Annotated in this window: 23 protein-coding genes; 18 read left to right on the top strand and 5 right to left on the bottom strand. The window is 68.4% G+C overall.

The genetic code is table 11. The features are described 5' to 3' along the window. Positions 1-99: 99 nt before the first annotated feature. Complete coding sequence (locus NDI76_RS08175; RefSeq protein WP_310923508.1) at positions 100-1122, top strand: DUF5787 family protein; 1023 nt, start codon at positions 100-102, stop codon at positions 1120-1122. 3 nt (positions 1123-1125) lie between these two features. Here the strand turns inward: NDI76_RS08175 and NDI76_RS08170 are convergent, their stop codons facing one another. Further along, the gene (locus tag NDI76_RS08170; protein ID WP_310923507.1) at positions 1126-1635 is read right to left on the bottom strand and encodes a DUF5797 family protein; all 510 of its coding nucleotides are present in this window, start codon (positions 1633-1635) and stop codon (positions 1126-1128) included. Between the two features lie 134 nt (positions 1636-1769). On the opposite strand from NDI76_RS08170, the gene NDI76_RS08165 reads away from it, so the two are divergent. Then, positions 1770-2543, top strand: coding sequence for an enoyl-CoA hydratase/isomerase family protein (locus NDI76_RS08165; RefSeq protein WP_310923506.1), 774 nt, complete (start codon positions 1770-1772; stop codon positions 2541-2543). Positions 2544-2596: 53 nt separating this feature from the next. On the opposite strand, the gene NDI76_RS08160 is transcribed toward NDI76_RS08165, so the two are convergent. After that, on the bottom strand, positions 2597-4111 hold the full coding sequence (locus NDI76_RS08160) for a methyl-accepting chemotaxis protein (protein ID WP_310923505.1): 1515 nt from the start codon (positions 4109-4111) through the stop codon (positions 2597-2599). Positions 4112-4267: 156 nt separating this feature from the next. Here NDI76_RS08160 and NDI76_RS08155 point away from each other — a divergent pair, with 156 nt between their 5' ends. From NDI76_RS08155 to NDI76_RS08145, 3 genes are all read left to right on the top strand, one after another. Beyond that, the gene (locus NDI76_RS08155) at positions 4268-4525 is read left to right on the top strand and encodes a DUF5789 family protein (protein WP_310923504.1); all 258 of its coding nucleotides are present in this window, start codon (positions 4268-4270) and stop codon (positions 4523-4525) included. Positions 4526-4597: 72 nt separating this feature from the next. Next, positions 4598-4921 carry a transcription factor S gene (locus NDI76_RS08150; protein WP_310923503.1) on the top strand — a complete coding sequence of 108 codons (324 nt, stop codon included), beginning with the start codon at positions 4598-4600 and terminating at the stop codon, positions 4919-4921. A 79-nt stretch (positions 4922-5000) separates the two neighbouring features. Further along, a complete protein-coding gene (locus tag NDI76_RS08145; protein ID WP_310923502.1) occupies positions 5001-5642 on the top strand; it encodes a DUF6517 family protein in 642 nt (213 codons plus the stop codon). 39 nt (positions 5643-5681) lie between these two features. Here NDI76_RS08145 and NDI76_RS08140 read toward each other — a convergent pair whose 3' ends face one another. From NDI76_RS08140 to NDI76_RS08130, 3 genes are all read right to left on the bottom strand, one after another. Beyond that, positions 5682-6410, bottom strand: coding sequence for a methyltransferase domain-containing protein (locus NDI76_RS08140; RefSeq protein WP_310923501.1), 729 nt, complete (start codon positions 6408-6410; stop codon positions 5682-5684). After that, positions 6411-6827, bottom strand: coding sequence for a nascent polypeptide-associated complex protein (locus tag NDI76_RS08135; RefSeq protein ID WP_310923500.1), 417 nt, complete (start codon positions 6825-6827; stop codon positions 6411-6413). Positions 6828-6957: 130 nt separating this feature from the next. Then, positions 6958-7614: an O-methyltransferase gene (locus tag NDI76_RS08130; protein ID WP_310923499.1), complete on the bottom strand. Its 657-nt coding sequence runs from the start codon at positions 7612-7614 to the stop codon at positions 6958-6960. Positions 7615-7714: 100 nt separating this feature from the next. Between NDI76_RS08130 and NDI76_RS08125 the strand changes: the two genes are divergently transcribed. The 13 genes from NDI76_RS08125 to NDI76_RS08065 all read left to right on the top strand — a co-directional run bounded on the left by NDI76_RS08125 (position 7715) and on the right by NDI76_RS08065 (position 18483). Continuing rightward, positions 7715-9391, top strand: a complete 1677-nt coding sequence (locus NDI76_RS08125) for an acyl-CoA mutase large subunit family protein (protein ID WP_310923498.1) — start codon at positions 7715-7717, stop codon at positions 9389-9391. A 259-nt stretch (positions 9392-9650) separates the two neighbouring features. Further along, positions 9651-9962, top strand: a complete 312-nt coding sequence (locus NDI76_RS08120; protein WP_310923497.1) for a hypothetical protein — start codon at positions 9651-9653, stop codon at positions 9960-9962. 57 nt (positions 9963-10019) lie between these two features. After that, a complete protein-coding gene (locus NDI76_RS08115) occupies positions 10020-10511 on the top strand; it encodes a hypothetical protein (RefSeq protein WP_310923496.1) in 492 nt (163 codons plus the stop codon). A gap of 48 nt (positions 10512-10559) precedes the next feature. Continuing rightward, positions 10560-10943: a methylmalonyl-CoA epimerase gene (mce, locus tag NDI76_RS08110; protein WP_310923495.1), complete on the top strand. Its 384-nt coding sequence runs from the start codon at positions 10560-10562 to the stop codon at positions 10941-10943. Between the two features lie 16 nt (positions 10944-10959). Beyond that, positions 10960-11226 (top strand): hypothetical protein, encoded by a 267-nt coding sequence (locus tag NDI76_RS08105; protein ID WP_310923494.1) that lies wholly within the window; start codon positions 10960-10962, stop codon positions 11224-11226. A 70-nt stretch (positions 11227-11296) separates the two neighbouring features. After that, positions 11297-12937 carry an o-succinylbenzoate--CoA ligase gene (gene menE / locus NDI76_RS08100; RefSeq protein WP_310923493.1) on the top strand — a complete coding sequence of 547 codons (1641 nt, stop codon included), beginning with the start codon at positions 11297-11299 and terminating at the stop codon, positions 12935-12937. A 74-nt stretch (positions 12938-13011) separates the two neighbouring features. Continuing rightward, entirely contained in the window at positions 13012-14673 is a 1662-nt protein-coding gene (locus NDI76_RS08095; RefSeq protein ID WP_310923492.1) for a long-chain fatty acid--CoA ligase, read from the top strand. 88 nt (positions 14674-14761) lie between these two features. Further along, complete coding sequence (locus tag NDI76_RS08090; RefSeq protein ID WP_310923491.1) at positions 14762-15910, top strand: acyl-CoA dehydrogenase family protein; 1149 nt, start codon at positions 14762-14764, stop codon at positions 15908-15910. A 121-nt stretch (positions 15911-16031) separates the two neighbouring features. After that, positions 16032-16277, top strand: coding sequence for a DUF8011 family protein (locus NDI76_RS08085; protein WP_310923490.1), 246 nt, complete (start codon positions 16032-16034; stop codon positions 16275-16277). Positions 16278-16347: 70 nt separating this feature from the next. Continuing rightward, positions 16348-17151, top strand: a complete 804-nt coding sequence (locus tag NDI76_RS08080) for an N-acyl homoserine lactonase family protein (RefSeq protein WP_310923489.1) — start codon at positions 16348-16350, stop codon at positions 17149-17151. Between the two features lie 105 nt (positions 17152-17256). Beyond that, entirely contained in the window at positions 17257-17664 is a 408-nt protein-coding gene (locus NDI76_RS08075) for a helix-turn-helix domain-containing protein (RefSeq protein WP_310923488.1), read from the top strand. A 94-nt stretch (positions 17665-17758) separates the two neighbouring features. Then, positions 17759-17959: a DUF7835 family putative zinc beta-ribbon protein gene (locus NDI76_RS08070; protein WP_008390029.1), complete on the top strand. Its 201-nt coding sequence runs from the start codon at positions 17759-17761 to the stop codon at positions 17957-17959. A gap of 110 nt (positions 17960-18069) precedes the next feature. Beyond that, complete coding sequence (locus NDI76_RS08065) at positions 18070-18483, top strand: response regulator (protein WP_310923487.1); 414 nt, start codon at positions 18070-18072, stop codon at positions 18481-18483. Positions 18484-18507 lie beyond the last annotated feature (24 nt).

The following is an 18507-nucleotide window of genomic DNA, read 5'->3' as shown; positions in this document are numbered from 1 at the left end:
CGACGGGGACGCCCGCCAGCGACTGCTCCGTCGTCGGCCCCGCAGACCCCGGCGTCCGGACCCGAAATCCACTTGCTGACGCGGGGCCGACCGGCGGACGTGTACCCCGGAGACGCCGAGTTCGGCTTCGAGTTGCTCGTCTGTCGGTGGGCCGAAGAGGCGTGGCCGCCCGCGGGCGGACGAGGAGACGAGGACGCCGTTCTCGTCGCCCGGCAACTCGGCACCAAGCGGCGGCGCTGGGACACCGTCGTCGTCGAGTGCGACCCGGCCGGACTGGCCGCCCGGGCGTGCTTCGGCGACCGGGAACTCGACTCGGACCTCCTGCACGTCGTACTTCACGCCCCGGAGGAGTGGGCGTGGTACCGCGACGCCCTGCCGCACCCCGGCTACCCGTGGCGCTACGTCCGCGCCGCCGTCCACCGCGCGGCCGGACGCGGCGTCGTCGAGAAGCGCCGCCGCGGCAACCGCATCGAGATTCGCCGCGTCGCGCCCTACCCCGACTGGGTGCGGCGCATCGTCGCGATAGAGAACAAGCCGGACCTCGACGCCTCGGCGGCGCGCGCCCTCTCGGACCAACTCTCCCGCGACGTCGAGGACGCCCTCGCCGACGAGGTGTGGGTGGCGACGCACGCGACCGGGAACCGAGTCGAACCCGCCCTCCTCGAAGACGTACCCGTCGAAGTCGGCATCCTCGCCTTTTCTTTCGACGCCGACGCGTCCGGCGACGACTGGGCTGACGCTTCGGTGGAGTGGCACCCGAGCGACGTGACGCCGCCGGACGCGGAGAGCGACGAGGAGCGACGAACGACCCGCCTCGAACTCGCCGAACGCGCCTACGGGTCCGGGTGGCGCTCCTATCACGACACGATGCGCCCCGACTGTCGGCACTTCGAACTCCGGCGGTTCGGCCGCGCCCTCGTGCCGCACTGCGCGGCGAAGGGACGCCCGCAGACGGCCGCCGAGTGCGCCGGGTCCTGCCCCGAGTTCGAACCGGAACCGCCCGTCTGGCGCACCCGCGGGTGGCCCATCGAGGGGGGTCCGGGCAAGGGTATTCAGCGCCTCCTCGGCGACCGGCGCGCGCGGGTCAGGGCGCGCGAGGCCGGCGAGGACGGAGAGGAGTAGCTTTCAGTCGGTGACTTCCACGTCTACCTCGTCGCGTTCGACGGCGAGGCGGAACGTCGGGACGGTGCGGTAGACGACTTCGACGACGCCCTTTCGGCGGAGGCTCTGGAGGGCGCGGCGGACCGCGTCGACCTCCGGGTCGTCGTCCTCACCGTACGCCTCTCGGACCTTGTTCAGCACGCTGACGACGCTCTCGGAGCGGTCGTCCGGACCGGCGAGCACCTCGAACACGCGCGCTTCGAGGGCGGGCACGCGGATGACCGACGGCACCCCTTCCTCGGCGTCGCCGCCTTCGACGCCGGGTTCGACGTCGACCAACTCCGCGGCCTCGGCCGTCGCGCGGATGAGACTGTTGTCGTCTCGGTAGTAGTACTCCTTCAGTTCGCCTTCGAGATACTGGTGCACCTCGCTGCCGGACTCCAACCCCCAGCTATCTTGCAACTCCTTGTTCTTCGTCGGTTGGAGACGGACCACGTCAGCCAACCGTTCCGTCGCTTCCTCAGAGAGGGTCATACCGGGGTGATTCTCCGGAGGCGTAATAGACCTGTTTCATGCCGGCCGCGAGTCGGTTCCCGAACCCCCTCCCTCGGTCGACAGGGACGCCCGCCGGGCGAACGTTTACCCTCCCGCCCCGCGTCGCCTCGGCCATGTCGTGGGACACCATCAGACTCGACTGGGACGGCGACGTGGCGACCCTCGTCGTCGACAGACCCGACCGGATGAACGCCCTGAACGCCGACGCGTTGGACGCCATCGAGGAGGCCGTCGAGGAGGCGCGCGAGGCGGAGGCGCGGTGTCTCGTCGTCACCGGCGAGGGCGAGGAGGCGTTCGTCGCCGGCGCCGACATCGCCCACATGAAGGACCTCGGGACGGTCGAGGCGCAGGCGTACGCCGAACAGGGCCATCGCATCGCCGCGGCCATCGAGTCGTTCCCCGCGCCGACCATCGCCGCCATCAACGGCTACGCCTTCGGCGGCGGGTGCGAACTCGCCCTCGCCTGCGACCTGCGCGTCGCCTCCGAACGCGCCCTCCTCGGCCAGACGGAGATAGACCTCGGCATCATCCCCGGGTGGGGCGGCACCCAGCGCCTCCCGGCGCTGGTCGGCGACGAGACGGCCCGACGGATGATATTCTTCGGCGAACGCGTCGACGCGACGGACGCCTACCAGCGCGGACTCGTCGGCGAAGTCGTCGCGCACGACGAACTCCGCGAACACGTCGCGGAGATGGCGGCCGAACTCGCCGAGAAACCGCGGTTCGCCCTCCGCGCGGCGAAGGAGGCGATGAACGCCGTCCACGAGGCGCCGCGCGGGACCGGCCTCGAACTCGAAGCGCGGGCGTGGAGCGGACTGTTCGGGACGCACGACCAGCGGGAGGGCATGGACGCCTTCCTCGACAAACGCGACGCCGAGTTCGAGTGAGCGAGCGGACGGTCTGACGGCGACCCGGTCGTCGAGTGCCCGCCCGAGAAGCCTTATTCGACGTCGGGCGCGACCGGGTCGCCGGGCGACGCGTCGTTCCGGACGTCGAGTCCCGACGCGTCGACGTCGAGGTCGTTGATAGACGATTCGAGCCGCGACAGCGACGCGACGATTTCGGCGACGAGTCTCGATTGCTCCTCGTTGGCCTCGGCAGCCGTGTCGACCTCCGCGCGGACCCGCTTGGACCGTTCGGTCGCGGTGTCGACCATGCTCGCGACCTCCTCGGTCCGGACGGCCTGGTCGTCGGTCGCGCCGGCGATGTCCTCCATGCCGGTCGACGTGGCGCCCACGGCGTCGACGATGGCTTTCTGGTTGTCGACCATCTCGCGGACCGCGTCGGCGCTCCCGCGAACCTCGTCCGTGACCGACTCGATGCTCTGAACGGTTTCGCCGGCGTCCTCGCGGGTCTCGCGGATTATCTCCTCGATGCGCTCGGACTCCGTCTGGACCTCGTTGGCCAGCGACTTCACCTCGTTCGCGACGACGGCGAAGCCCTCCCCCGCCTCGCCGGCGCGGGCGGCCTCGATGTTCGCGTTCAGCGCGAGGATGTTCGTCTGGTCGGCGATGTCGTTGATGACCTCGACGATGTCGTCGATCTGTGCGACCTGGTCCGCGAGTTCGCGGGTCTGCGCGGCCGCCTCCTCGCCGCTGACGGCGACGCCCTCCATTCGTTCGACGGCGCGCTCGCCGGATTCGGTGCTCGCGGCGGCCAGTTTCTCGGCCTCCTCGGAGCGCTCGTTTATCTCGTCGGCGGAGGCGGCGATCTCCTCGACGGTCGCCGACAGCGACCCGACCTCCCCGGAGACCTCGTCCATGTTCTCGGCCTGCTCTCCGGCCAACTGCGTCGCCTCGCTGACGGCGTCGCCGACGCGGTTCGAGGCGTCCGAGGCCTCGTCGGCGGTCGTCTGTATCTCTTCGGAGACTTGGCTCTGCGCGCCCGTTATCGCCCTGTTCTGCTCGACGAGTTCCGTGACGTCCGAGGTCATCTCCACCCCGGCGACGACGTCTCCCTCGGGATTTCGGAGCACGGTCCCCGACGAGCGAAGCCACCGCTCGCCGTCACCGACGGTGACGCGGCGGAACTCGCCCTCACACCGGGACTCACCCTCGCGCGTAACGGTCTGCGCGAACGTCTCCGCATCCGCCGGAATCGGGAAGACGTCGTAGACGTCCTCTCCGAGAACGTCCGCTTTCGACATCTGGAAGCCGGCCTCCGCGGCCGAGTTAAGATACGCGACCACGTCGTCGCGGTCGATGACGAACGCGGGTTCGGGGTGCGACTCGACGACCTGCTCGAAGAGGCCGCGCCAGTAGTCGCGTTCGTAGCGGAGTCGTTCCGTCTCGTCCGCCGCGTCGGTCTCGGGGCGGAGTCCGCCCGGCGTCCGGGGTCCGCCGACCCCGTCCGGCGACGCCCCGTGCGCCGCCGCCTCGACGCCCCCGTCGGTCCGCTCGGCCGGTTCGTCCGACCCTCTCACCGCTCTCCGTACCGCACCGATCAAATCCCTCATGTGACATCGGGGCCGCCACCGCATAATAAACCCAACTCGCTGAGTATCGAATCTGATACCATACGTGGATTCGCGCCCTCCGATTCCGAACGGCGCCGTTTCGGACGGGTGGCCGACCCCCCGCAAGAATAAGTGCGCGGGCGACGACACCAAAGTATGACCGAACAGATAAAATTGAGTCGCGTCGAGCCCCGTCTGGCGGAACTTTCCTACCCAATCACCCGGGACGACGCGGCGACGGAACTAGCGGACGTGACGGTGCTGATGGCCGACGGCGAGGAGAACCTCGGCGCCCTCGTCTCGGAGGTGGGTAGCGACTCCTTCTCCTCTTCGACGGACCTGTTCGAGGAACTGCAAAACGTGATGCCCATCGAAGCCGTCGGCGAACCGGGCCAGTCCGACGGCGACGCCTGAACGTCCGAGGGGAGGAGTTCCTCGAACGGGTTCCCCGACGCTTAAGTACGAGAAGCGACTGCCTTCGGTAACATGGAGTTCTGCGACGAGTGCGGTTCGATGATGAAGACGGACGGCGACGTCTGGGTCTGCGGGAACTGCGGCTTCGAGAAGGCGCGCGACTCGGCAAAGGAGAGTCACATGACCTCGACGGCTGCCCGCGAGGACAGCGAAGTCGTCGACATGTCCGACGTCGACGACGCCGAAATCGGCCCCACGACGACGGTGAAATGCCCCGAGTGCGGCCACGACCGCGCCCGCTACGAGATGAAGCAGATCCGCTCGGCCGACGAGTCCGAGACGCGCTTTTTCACCTGCGTCGAGTGCGGACACAAGTGGCGCGAGGACGACCACTGAGCGGGAACGGAGCGGAGGCGAACAGGTCTCTCCGCGCGACGAGGCGAATTAAGGGCGTGCCCGCCGTAGCGGCGGCGTAGTGACGACCGACCACGCTCCGAGGGTCCACGTTCCCGACGAGTGGAAGCGCACGGCCTCGACCGAGGAGACGCTGTTCGACGCGAGAGTGGTCTCCGTCGAGGCGCACACGGTCGTCTTCGAGGACGCCCGCCTCGCCGACGCGGTCCGCGACCGGACGGGCGCCGACGCGACGTGGCGCTTCTTCTTCGCCAGTCGCCTCCGCCTCCGCCCGCAGAGCGGCGGGTCGAAGGCGCTGACCAAACTGGTCACCGACCGCGCCAACGACGGCTTCGTCGACCGACTGCGCGACCGGGGGTTTCGAGACGCGGCGCGCGCGGAGTCGCGTCGCTTCGCCGTCGGCCGAACCGAGGCGAACTTGACGCGGTACCGCGCCGCCGTCGACGTTGACGTCGACGGGAATGAGGGCGGAGAGAACACCGGTGTCGGCGACGCGACCGACGACGGACCGAACGAAGAAGAGCGGACGACGGTGACCGCCGAGGCGTACCTCGCGGTGTGGCCCGACGACGGGCAGTTTCTGGTGGCCGGCGGCGCGTACCCGGTGAGCGTCGACGGCGCGCGTTCGGCGGCGCTGGCCCCGTCGCTGTCGCCGGAGAGACACAGAGACGAACTGTTCGAGCTGATTCGGTCGGTCGAGTGACCCCCGTCTCGCGACGGAACGACCGGAGACGGCGAGGAGTTATTCGTACCGCGCGAACACGAGGTAGCCGGTGTGACCGACGCCCGCCGTCGACGGCCGCGACCCGCGGTCCCCGAAATCCATCTCCCGCTGGATGGTCTCCAGCGTTTCGACCTCGTTCAGTCCCGCCTCGCGGGCCGCCTCGACGGCGGCGCGACTGTTCTCGACGAACGGCGAGTAGACGGCGACGTAGCCGCCCGACCGGAGCAGTTCGGGGGCGCGGGCGACCACGGTCGCCGCGTCGCCGGTGTCGAGCGTCAGGAGGTCGAACGGCCCCTCCTCGCCGAGGGCGTCGAGTTCCTCGGTCACGTCGCCGGCGCGGACGTCGACGGCGTCCGCGACGCCCGCGAGTCGCATGTTCTCGCGCGCCACGTCGGCGAACTCGGGGTCTCGTTCGTACGTCGTCACCTCGGCGCGCATCCGGCCGAGGTACGCCGAGAGGACGCCCGTGCCCGTCCCGGCGTCGAGGACGCGGTCGCCCGCGGCCGCGCCGGTGTGGCCGACGATGAGGCCGATGTCGCGCGGCATCATCGGCGCGCCCGTGCGTTCGAGGTGGTTGAACAGGTCCGGGCCGCGGAGTCGGCGGACGACGAACGGTTCGCCGAGATGCGTCTCGACGGTGTCGCCGGGTTCGGCGTCCTCGGGAACGGTGAGCACGCCGAGGTCCGTCTGGAGTTCGTCCCCCGGCGCCCGGAGGTACTCTCGGCTCTCGTGAACGAGCAGGTACACTTACTCGAGGCGCGAGATGGCGGCCGCGAGGTCGCCGTTCTCGGCCTCCAGCGCCTCCCGCGCGTCGCCCTTGGGGACGCCGGCGCGTTGGGCGACGAGTTCGACGTCGGACTCGGGAATCTCGGCCTCGCCGTCGTCGTCGGTCGGTTCGACCGCGAGCGCGTCGTCGCCGCTCTCGACGCTCGCCGCGCCCGTCGCATCGCCACTGCCGAGTTCGCGCGATTCGGGCTGGCCGACGATTTGGTAGGTTTCCTGGCCCTGCGCGTCCATGCGCGTGACCTGGGCGTCCGAGAACACGAGTTCCTCGTCGGCCGTCTTGATGACGACCTCCTCGGCGTCGAGTTCGGTGACGTCGATGCCCATCTGTTTCATCATCTGCTTCATCTTCCGCGGGTTCATACCGCCTCCGCCAAACATACTCGCACGGACGGCCCCCGGCGTCAAAAAGGGTGGCGAACCGCCGTCGTAGTCGCGTCTACGACTGCGAACGCGGGAACGGGGAGAGGGGGACGGGGCAGGGTTCGGAAGCGTCGCGGACGGCGAGACGCTACTCGCCGGTGCGGACGCTCACCGTGAGACCGCTCCCGACGGGGAGCACCGTCGTCTCGAAGTCCGGCGCCGCCCGCACGGCGTCGAGGTAGGCCGCGATGCCCCGCGTCGCCGCGGAGGCGTCGTCCGGCACGCCCTCGCCCTCGGCGTACTCGACCAAGGTTTCGAAGTCCGCCGGTCCCTGAACCACGTTATCGGCGACGACGACGCCGCCGACGGCGACTTTGTCGGCCACCTCGTGGAAGCCGTCGACGTAGCGCTCCTTCTCGTGGTCGATGAGGACGCAGTCGAACGGCCCCTCGTACTCGCCGACCAGTTCGAGGGCGTCGCCCACCTGGTAGTCGAACTCGGGCGCGTAACCCCCCTCCGAGAGCCAGTCGTACGCCATGTCGAGTTCGTCGCGGTCGTGTTCGGTCAGGATAATCTCACCGGCGTTCATCCCGCGGGCCCACCACGTCGCCGAGTAGCCGAACCCCGACCCGAACTCGAAGACGCGGTCGGCGTCGGTGAGGCGGGCGAGGACGCGGAGCGTTCCGCCCGCCGCCGGGCCGACGTGGGGGAATCCCTCCCGGTCGGCGTAGTCCGCCATCTCCGCCTGCACGTCGTCGTGTTCCGGCGCCAGTCCGTCGAGATATCGACCGAGGAGTTCGTCCATGCTTCCGCTTCGGCGGACCGCCACGTCAGCCTATCCCCTACGTACCTTTCCCCACCCCCAATCCGCGCCGTTAAGTCGCCGCCGACCGTCATCTTCGACCATGTTCGACCCCGACGAGTTGGAGCGGATCAGGGAGGCGAAAGACGAGTGGGAGGAGGAGACGCTCGCGCCGACGCTGGACCGCTTCGGGGAGCGAGAGGAGGAGTTCCGGACCGACACCGAGGGCCAGGAGGTGGAACGGCTGTACACCCCCGACGACGTGGCCGACCACGACTACCGCGAGGACGCCGGCTTCCCCGGCGAGGAACCCTACACCCGCGGAGTCTACCCGACGATGCACCGCGGCCGCCTGTGGACGATGCGGCAGTACGCCGGGATGGGCACCGCCGCCGAGACGAACGAGCGCTTCGAGTACCTCATCGAGAACGGCTCCTCAGGGCTGTCGATGGCGTTCGACCTCCCGACGCAGAAGGGGTACGACTCCGACGCCGCGATGGCCGCCGGCGAAGTCGGCAAGGCCGGCGTCGCCATCGACACCCTGCGCGACATGGAAGTCGTCTTCGACGGCATCCCGCTGGACGAGGTGTCGACGTCGATGACCATCAACGCGCCCGCGGCGGTCCTTCTCGGGATGTACATCGCCATCGGCGACCAGCAGGGCGTGCCGCGCGAGGACCTGCGCGGGACCATCCAGAACGACATCCTCAAGGAGTACATCGCGCGTAACCTCTACATCTACCCGCCGGAGTCGTCGATGCGGCTCATCACGGACATCTTCGAGTTCTGCGGCGCCGAGACGCCGAACTTCAACACCATCTCCATCTCGGGGTACCACATCCGCGAGGCGGGGTCGACCGCCGCACAGGAAATCGCGTTCACGCTCGGCGACGGCATCGAGTACGTCGAAGCGGCCATCGACGCCGGCCTCGACGTCGACGAGTTCGCCCCGCAGTTATCGTTCTTCTTCAACGCGCACAACAACATCTTCGAGGAGGTGGCGAAGTTCCGCGCCGCCCGGCGCATGTGGGCGCAGATAATGGAGGAGCGCTTCGGCGCGGAGAACCCGAAATCCAAGCAGTTGAAGTTCCACACGCAGACGGGCGGTTCCACCCTCACGGCCCAGCAGGTGGAGAACAACGTCGTCCGCGTGGGCTATCAGGCGCTCGCCGCCGTCCTCGGCGGGACGCAGAGCCTCCACACGAACGGGAAGGACGAGGCGCTCTCGCTTCCGACCGAGAAGTCCGTCCGGACGGCCCTGCGCACCCAGCAGATTCTCGCGCACGAGTCGGGCGCCGCGGACACCATCGACCCCCTCGCGGGCAGTTACTACGTCGAGTCGCTGACGGACGACTTGGAGGAAGAGGCGTTCGAGATTCTCGACGACGTCGACCGACGCGGCGGGATGCTCGACGCCGTGGAGTCCCAGTGGGTCCAACGGCAGATTCAGGACGTGGCGTACGAACGCCAGCGAGAGATCGAGGAGGGAGAGCGGGTCATCGTCGGCGTCAACGAGTACCAGGTGGACGAGGAACCGGACCCGGACGTCGAGAAGATGGACGAGGAGGACGAGAAGCGCCAGAAGGAGCGACTGGCCGAGGTGAAGGCCGAACGCGACGACGACGCCGTCGAGGAGTCCCTCGCCGCCCTCCGCGACGCCGCCGCGGGCGATGCCAACCTCGTCCCGCCCATCGTCGACGCCGTGAAGGCGTACGCGACGGTCGGCGAGATATCGAACGCGCTCCGCGATGAGTTCGGCGAGTACCGCCCGTCGGCCTGACGGCTCTCCTCTTTTCTCCCGTCATATCCGTGATACTCGTTCCCGCGCCTCAGAAACGTTGATTGTTCGACACTCTGTCGGTGGAGGTATGCTCCTTCGTATCTGAACGGCGCTCCGTTCGGCCCGTCGGCCCGCCGGCCCTCGCGGGCCGGAAGGCAGGCGGGTCGTCCGAGTCGTCGACCGTCGCTCCCCACGCGGCCGCGCCGCCCGGCGCCGCCGCGTCGTCGTCCCGTGTTCGACCGAACTCGTAGATAGATCCATGTCACGCAAACGCTCAGACGACTCGAATCGTCGTTCGTCGCTCCCGCTCGTCGCGCCGCGCGTCTACCGCCGGTCGCCCCGCGATGCCCCGCCGCTGACCGTTCAGGCCGGGTTCCTCGGCGTCATCGTCGCCGGCGTCGTCGTCCTCTCGTACCCCGTCGCGGCGGCCGCGGCGGCGGTGGCCGCCGTCGTCGTCGGACTACTCGTCACCCTCGCGGGCCGCGCGGTGCAGCGCGCCGCCGCCCGCGAGACGACGGTCCGCGTTCCCCTCGCCGGCGTCGAGGTGACCGTCGCCCGGTCGGGCGAGTAGCCCCTTCGACGGCGAACCGACCGAACGCTCTTTTCATCTCGGTGACTCGTACGACCGATGCCCGGAACCCCGAACCCCGTCCTCGGGTCGGACGCCCTGACCGCCGCCGTCTCCCTTCTCGCCGCCGCGGTCGCCGTCGTCCTCGCCGTTCGGTCGCGGGATGCGGCGAGTCCCCGCGTTCTCGCCCTCGGGGGCGGCGTCGGCTACGCCGTTCTCGCCGTCGGTCTCTGGTTCGTCGTCCGCCTCGTCGCGGGGCAGTTCTCGCAGTATTCGGCGTCGGCGGCGGAGTGGGTCGGCATCGTCCTCCTCTCGGCCGCCGTCGTGGCGCTTCACGCCGGCCTCGCCCTCTACCTGCACGCGCGGTGGAGGTACCTGACGCCGCTCGCCGCCCTGTTCGCCGTGACGGCCCTCCTCGCGTGGTTGTTTCTCCGCGTCGGCGGGGAGACGGACCCCCTCGTCATCTACGCGATTTTGTTCGGTCCCGCCGTCCCCCTCTTTTTCCTCGCTCTCGCGGCGGCGGAGTACGGCGTTCGGGTCGTCGTGGGATAGACACCGGCCTCCGGATTTATTCGTGTCGCCGTCGACCACACGCGCACGATGGAGTTCGACCACCTCGGCGTCGCCACGGCGGACGCCACCGGTCTCGCGGCCCTGTTCACGGAACTGTTCGACGCCCCCGTCGCCCACGAGGAGGAGTTCGACGGGATGAGCGTTCTGTTTCTCGAACTGGGAGACGGCTACTTCGAGTTGCTCGAACCGCACGAGGGCGGCGCGGTGTCGAAGTACCTCGAGAACGACGGCCCCGGAATCCACCACGTCGCCCTCCGGACCGACGACATCGTGGGCGCACTGGAGACGGTGCGGGGCGCGGGCGTCGAGTGCATCGACGACGAACCGCGCCCGGGCGCGTGGGGGCACGACGTCGCCTTCCTACACCCGAAGTCGACGGGCGGCGTGCTGGTGGAGTTCGTCGAGCACTGATGGTGGCCGAATCGCCGTGAACGACTGGGCGCGAGACCCTCGACTGGTATCGCTTTCGACCGAATGCCACAACGGGGCTGCGAACAGAGACGAACTCTACCGGGTCGCAACGCTATTTCTGGTTTCGACGCTGGTCCCGAACGCGAACCTCTCGGGGACGGCGTTTCAGACGGGTCTCCTCGCCGGACTCGCGTCCGCCGTCGCACTCGCCGTGATGATTCTCGCGCCGTCGTACGTCCTCGCGGACGCGATTGTGTCCCTCCGAGACCGTCTCGGTTTCTGACGGTCGAGCGGTTCCTCCGTCCCGGCCGAATCGCGAAAGGTAGTTTACCGCGGCCCGCGAGGTGCGAACGATGCGAGATTGGCTCTCTCACCGCGTTCGGGCGTCGCCCGACGAGACGGCGCTCGTTCGGGCCGCCTCGGGCGAGTCGTGGACGTTCGCCGAGTTGGACGGAATGGTCGAGGAGACGGCGGGACGACTCGCCGCCCTCGGCGTCAAGTCCGGCGACCACCTCGGGGCCGTCCTCGGCCCGCGCGTGGAGTACGTCGCGCTCATCCACGCGGCGATGCGCCTCGGCGTGACGCTCGTGCCGATGGGGGACGCGCTCACCGTCCCGGAACTCCGGGGACAGGTCGAGACGGCGGACGTGACCGTCCTCGTCTGCGACGCGGAGACCGAAGCCGTCGCGGCCGACGTCGCGGACGCCGCCGCCCTCCCCCTCATCAGCGTCGACGCGCCGACGACGGCGGACACCGTCAATCTCGCCGCGACGACTCCCGACCCGGTGACGCCGGCGTCGTGGTCGTTCGACGACGTGCAACTGCTCCTCTTTACCTCGGGGACGACGGGCGACCCGAAGGCGGTGAAACTGACGACGGGGAACCTCCTGGCCAGCGCCGTCGCCTCGGTGTTCCGACTCGGGTTCGACCCCGAGGACCGCTGGCTGGTGACGCTCTCCCTACACCACATGGGCGGTATCGCGCCCGTCCTGCGGATGCCGCTGTACGGGATGACCGTCGTCCTCCGCGAGGAGTTCGACGCCGGGGGCGCCGCCGACGACGTGGACCGCTTCGACGTGACCGCCGTCTCCCTCGTCCCGACGATGCTCCGTCGGATGCTGGACAGTCGCGGGACGCTGGACTCGTCGCTCCGGACGGTCCTCCTCGGCGGCGCGCCCGCCCCGCGCGAACTCGTCGAGCGGTGTCGGGACTACTCGGTCCCCGTCTACCCCACCTACGGCATGACCGAGACGGCCTCGCAGATGGCGACGGCGACGCCCGAGGAGGCGTTCGAGCACGCGGGCACCGTCGGCCGGCCCCTGCTCTGGACGGACGTGACCGTCCTCGGCGCGGACGGCGAGCGACTGCCGCCGGGCGAGACGGGCGAGTTCGCCGTGGACGGGCCGACGGTCTCGCCGGGGTACTACGGGGACTCGGCGGCGACGGACGACGCGTTCGGCGAACGCGGTCTGCGGACCGGCGACGTGGGGTACGTCGACGACGGCGGCCGCCTCTACGTTCTCAACCGCGTCGACGACCGCATCATCACCGGCGGGGAGAACGTCGACCCCGGCGAGGTGGCCGACGTCCTCCGCTCGCACCCCGACGTGCGCGACGCCGCCGTGGTCGGCGTCCCGGACGAGGAGTGGGGCGAACGCGTCTCCGCGCTGGTCGTCCCCGCGGGCGACGAACTCGACCGGGACGCCCTCGTCGAGTTCGCTCGGGAGCGACTGGCCGGGTTCAAGCTACCGCGCCTCGTCGCCGTCGCCGACGAACTCCCGCGAACCGTCTCGGGTACCGTCAAACGCGACGCGGTGCGCGAACTGCTCGGGGACCGGGCGGCAGAGCGCGAGGACGAGGCGGCGGCCGAAGACGGCAGCGACGAATCGGGCGACGACGCCGGACCGTCCGACGACGGGGACGAAGCGGACGCGAACGAAGACGCGGGCGCGGGTGACGACGCCGGACCCTCGGACCCGAACGCCGACCCCTGACCGCCGCCGGAAACTCGCCGCGCGAAGCCGCGGTTCACAAACGATAATGAGGGTTCGGTTCGTCTGTTCGCGGTATGCCTGGTGCAACGGCGCAGACGCTTCGACCGTTCCTGTGGCGCGCGCGGCGGATGTTCCCCGACCGCGAGATAGTCTCGCGGACTCACGAGGGAATCAACCGATACACGTACGCCGAGTACGCCGACCGCGTGGGGCAGTTGGCGAACGCCCTCGACGGCGCGGGCGTCGAACGCGGCGACCGGGTGGGGACGTTCTGTTGGAACCACCACCGCCACTACGAGACGTACTTCGCCGCGCCGTCGATGGGCGCGCAACTGCACACCATCAACCCCCTGCTCCCCGACCACCACGTGCAGTACATCGTGGAGAACGCCGAGGACCGAATCATCCTCGTCGACCCGTCCCTCGTGGAGAAACTGGCCGGCGCCCACGACGAGGAGGCGTTCGCGTCCGTCGAGCAGTTCGTCGTGATGGGCGAGGAGGTGCCCGATACTTCCTTGGAGAACGTCGTCGACTACGAGTCCTTCCTCGAAGCGGAGAGCGCCGAGTACGACTGGCCGGACCTTCCGGGGGACCAACCGGCGGGGATGTGCTACACCTCGGGGACGACGGGGAAACCGAAGGGCGTCGAGTACACCCAAGAGATGCTGTGGGCGCACACGATGGCGACGCTACCCGAGGCGGGTTTGGACCTCCGCTCCTCGGACGTGGTGATGCCCGTCGTGCCGATGTTCCACGTCAACGCGTGGGGGATGCCCTTCTCGACCACCGCGGCCGGCGCGAAGCACGTCTATCCCGGACCGTCGCCGTCGCCCGCCGACCTCGCCTCTCTCATCGAGGAGGAGGGTGTGACCCTCACCGCGGGCGTCCCGACGGTGTGGCTCGGACTGCTGGAGTACTTGGAGGAGAACGACGCCGACATGTCCTCGCTTGAGACCATCGTCATCGGCGGGTCGGCAGCGCCGAAGTCGGTCATCCGGCGCTTCGACGAGGAGTACGACGTGGACGTCCTCCACGCGTGGGGGATGACCGAGATGTCGCCCATCGGCACCGTCTCGCGTCTCAAACCCGGCATGGAGTCGCTTCCGGCCGAGGAGCGCTACGACAAGCAGGCCAAACAAGGCCTCCTCATCCCCGGCTTGGAGATGCGCGTCGTCGGCGACGACGGCGAGGAACTCCCGTGGGACGGCGAGGCGTTCGGCGAACTGTGGGTCCGCGGGCCGTGGGTGACGACCGAGTACTTCGAGCGTCCGGAGGCCAACGAGGAGGACTTCGAGGACGGATGGCTCAAAACCGGAGACGTGGTGACCGTCGACGAGGAGGGGTACGTGAAAATCGTCGACCGGGCGAAGGACGTCATCAAGTCGGGCGGAGAGTGGATATCCTCGGTCGAGTTGGAGAACGCCCTCATGGCCCACGACGGCGTGGCGGAGGCGACGGTCGTCGGCGTCCCGCACCAGCGCTGGCAGGAGCGTCCCGTCGCGTTCGTCGTCCCCGCGGCGTCGGCCGACGAGGAGACGCTGAAGACCGAACTGGTCGAGATGGTGAAATCGGAGTTCCCGAAGTGGTGGGCGCCCGACGAGGTGGTGTTCATCGAGGAGGTGCCGAAGACGGCCACCGGGAAGTTCGACAAGAAGGTGCTCAGAGAGGAGTACGACGACGAGTCGCTGGTCGAGGGGAAGACGCCCGAGGACGCCGCGCCCGACGCCGACGACTAATCGGCGTCGACCGCCCCGAAACGATAAACTCGTTTCAAGGTTTCCACAGTTCCGAGGATTATTTTACCTCACGATTCTTTCATCGGGTATGGACCTTCTAGAGGAGAGCGTCGTCCCCGAACACGCCCGAGACGTGAAGCAGACGGCGCGCGAGTTCGCCGACGAGCACATCCGCCCCAACGCGGAGGAGTACTTCGAGAGCGGCGAGTATCCGTGGGATATCCTGGAGGCCGGCATGGACGCCGGCATCGTCGCGCAGGACATCGGCGAGGAGTACGGCGGAAAGGGGTACGACCTCCTGCAGGTCCTCGCCATCAACGAGGAACTCTACCGCGCGGACGCGGGCATCGCGCTGACGATGATGCTCGCCTCGTTCGGTTGTGAGATGGTCGAACACTACGGGACCGAAGAGCAGAAAGACGAGTACCTCCGTCCCGTCGCCGCCAACGAGCAGATTTCGGGGCTCGCGGTGTCGGAACCGCAGACCGGGTCCGACATGGCCGGGATGACGACCAGCGCCGAGAAGACCGACGAGGGGTGGGTGCTCAACGGCGAGAAGTACTGGGTCGGCAACGCCGTCGAGGCCGACTGGCTGACCGTCTACGCGAAGACGGACGACAGCGACGACCGCTACTCGAACTACACGATGTTCATCGTGGAAACCGATAGGGAGGGATACGAGGCCGAACACATCCCCGAGAAGATGGGCATGCGCGCCTCCAAGCAGGGCCACATCGTCTTCGACGACTGCGTCGTCCCCGAGGAGAACGTCATCGGCACGGCCGGCGGCGGGTTCTACATGCTCGCTGAGTTCTTCAACCACGGCCGCGTCGTCGTCGGCGGCCACGGCATCGGCCTCGCCGCGCGCGCCATCGAGGAGACGTGGGAGTTCGTCCACGACCGCGAGGCGTTCGGCCGCAACATCTCCGACTTCCAGTCCACCCAGCACACCCTCGCGGACATGCGCATGGAGTTCGAGGCCGCCCGTTCGCTGAACTGGCGCGCCGCCGAGAAGGTGGCCGACGGCGACGACGCCGGTCTCTGGGCGGCGATGACGAAGACGAAGTCGACGGAGACGGCGGTGTTCTGCGCCGAACGCGGCATGCAACTGCACGGCGGCCGCTCGGTGCTCAACGAGTACCCCATCTCGCGCGTCTACCGCGACGTGCGCATCCCGGTCATCTACGAGGGCGCCAACGAGATTCAGCGCAACCTCATCTACCGGCAGTCGAAGTAACGTCCCGAGGCGACCGTCTCGCGCGGTCGGAACGGCCCCGAACCTGTCGTTTGATTATCTTTTAGAACCTCCGTGCGACCGTGGAGTTACATCTCGACCGGTCCGCCTCGAAGCCGAGGGGATGGAAGGGCGCGCCCGCATCTTCCTCGCCGGGTCGCTCGCCTTCTTCGCCCTGTACGCCTACTTCGAGATGCGGTACGGCGACGGCGACCCCACGATGCTCGTGTTCGGTCTCGGGAACCTGCTGGTCGGAATCGCGGAGTTTCTGCCGGAGCGACGGCAGCGGTGGGTGAACGTCCTCCTCTCGGCCGCCGTCGGCGTCTTCGCGCTCGTGGCGGTCGGAGCGCTCGCCCGCCTTCTCACGTAGACGACGGTGCCGAGAACCCCGACACCCCGTCCGAACGAACAGTTATCGCCGGTCCCGCCTTAGTTCGCCCATGGTCGATGCCACAGTCAGACTGGTGGACCGAGGCCGCGTCTTCGCCGACGAGGGCTACGTCGTCGACGGCGCGGCGATGGGAACCGCCTCGAACCCGAACCCCGACCGCGAACGCGTCGAATTCGTCGTCTGGAACGCCGTCGTCGACCACCCCGAGGGGACGTTCCTCTGGGACACCGGGTCGCACCCCGAAGCGGGCGACGGCTACTGGCCCGACCCCCTCTACCAGGCGTTCGAGCACGTCGACGCGGCGGAACACCACCTCGAATCCGACCTCGACGCCGTCGGCTACGACCTCTCGGACATCGACGGCGTCGTGATGAGCCACCTGCACCTCGACCACGCCGGCGGCCTCCGGCACTTCGAGGGGACGGACGTGCCGATATACGTCCACGAGGAGGAGGTGAAGTTCGCCTACTACTCCGCGAAGACGACGGAGGGTTCCATCGCCTACCTCGCGAAGGACTTCGACCGCGACCTGAACTGGGAGGTGGTCCACCGCCACCGCCACACCCTCGCCGAGGACTTCGAGTTGTACCACCTACCGGGGCACACGCCCGGCGTGCTCGGAGCGCGAATCGACCTGCCCGACGAGACGGTGATACTCGCGGGCGACGAGTGCTACGTCGACGCCAACTACGCCGAGGAGGTACCGCTGGGGCCGGGACTGCTCTGGTCCGAGCGCGACTGGTTCGAGAGCCTCCAGACGGTGAAAGAACTCCAGCGGCGGACGGGCGGGGACGTGCTGTACGGGCACGACCTCGAACGCTTCGAGTCGTTCGGCGACGGCTGGAACGTCTGAGCCGACCGAACGAGGGCGCGGGTATCGAATCCGAATCCGGCGGTTCGGACAGTGTTGCACCATTCAAACAAACTCTTTTGCGTCCGGACCGCGAACTTCGAACGTATGCCCGACTCGATGGCCGAGTACCTTCAGGCCGACATGGAGTGTGAGGGACTGTTAGAGTGCATCCACGGCCTCAAACAGCTCGACAAGCAGGTGTTTCAGACGCTCGTCGAGTCCGGCGAGCCGCTGACCGTCGACGAAGTCGCCGACACCGTCGAACGCGAGCGCTCGACGGCCTACCGCTCGGTTCAGCGGCTCCTGCAGGCCGGATTCATCCAGAAGGACCAGGTGAACTACGACCAGGGCGGCTACTACCACGTCTACCGGCCGACGGACCCCGACGAAGTCGCCGACGACATGCAGCGGATGCTCAACGACTGGTACGCGAAGATGGGGACGCTCATCCAGGAGTTCCGCGACAAGTACGACGCGGAGGCGTCCCGCGGCGAAGTCGCCGTCTCGGAGTAGTCCGGTCCGAGCTATCGGTTCTCTCGGAGCGCCCTAACGGATTAGGCTCACTGTCTATGGCCGTGACGGCGGTACCAGTAAGTGGCGAACCACAATGTCGAAGAGTGAACCGGGACTCACCGAGTTGACGGAGTATTGCGACGACTGTGGACGACGGACGCCCCACAACGTCTCTATCGAACTGAAGACGGAGAGCTCGAAGCAGACGAACCAGGAGTTCTCGCGTGAACCGTACCGCGTCACCGAGTGCGCGTCGTGCGGCGACGAGAGCTTCCAGCGGATGAACGACGCGTGAACGACGACGCGTCCGTCTCGTCCGGCGACCGCTCGCCCCCGAACCCGCTAGGCAGACGGGTGACCCCAAGGGGCGAATCCGACCGTTCGGCAGAGTGAATCAGGAAATCCATGACCGTAACTCCCGCTGACGTGCCTTCGGAGCGACCCACCGTCCTCATCGCGGACGACGAGGCCGCTCTCACAGATAGCATGGCCGTGTGGCTGTCCGACTACTACCGAGTGCGGACGGCGTACACCGGCCACGAGGCGCTCAGGGAGTTCGACCCGACCGTCGACGTCGTCCTCCTCGACCGGCACATGCCCGGTCTCTCGGGGGAGCGCGTCATGGAGGAACTGAACGAGACGGACGTGAACCCGTGCGTCGCGCTTCTCACGGCGACGTGCGCGGACGACTTCGGACCCGAACTGGAGGAACTCGGTTTCGACGACCTCCTTACGAAGCCGATCTCCCGAGACGAGCTTCTCGAAGCCGTCTCGGAACTGGTATCGGCGTCGTCGGCCTCCGAACCCGCGCGGCGCTGAACGCGACGCAACGCAACGCGACGA

Source organism: Halogeometricum sp. S1BR25-6 (genome assembly GCF_031624495.1).
GTDB lineage: Archaea > Halobacteriota > Halobacteria > Halobacteriales > Haloferacaceae > Halogeometricum > Halogeometricum salsisoli.
This window is presented reverse-complemented; position numbering and strand designations above follow the sequence as displayed.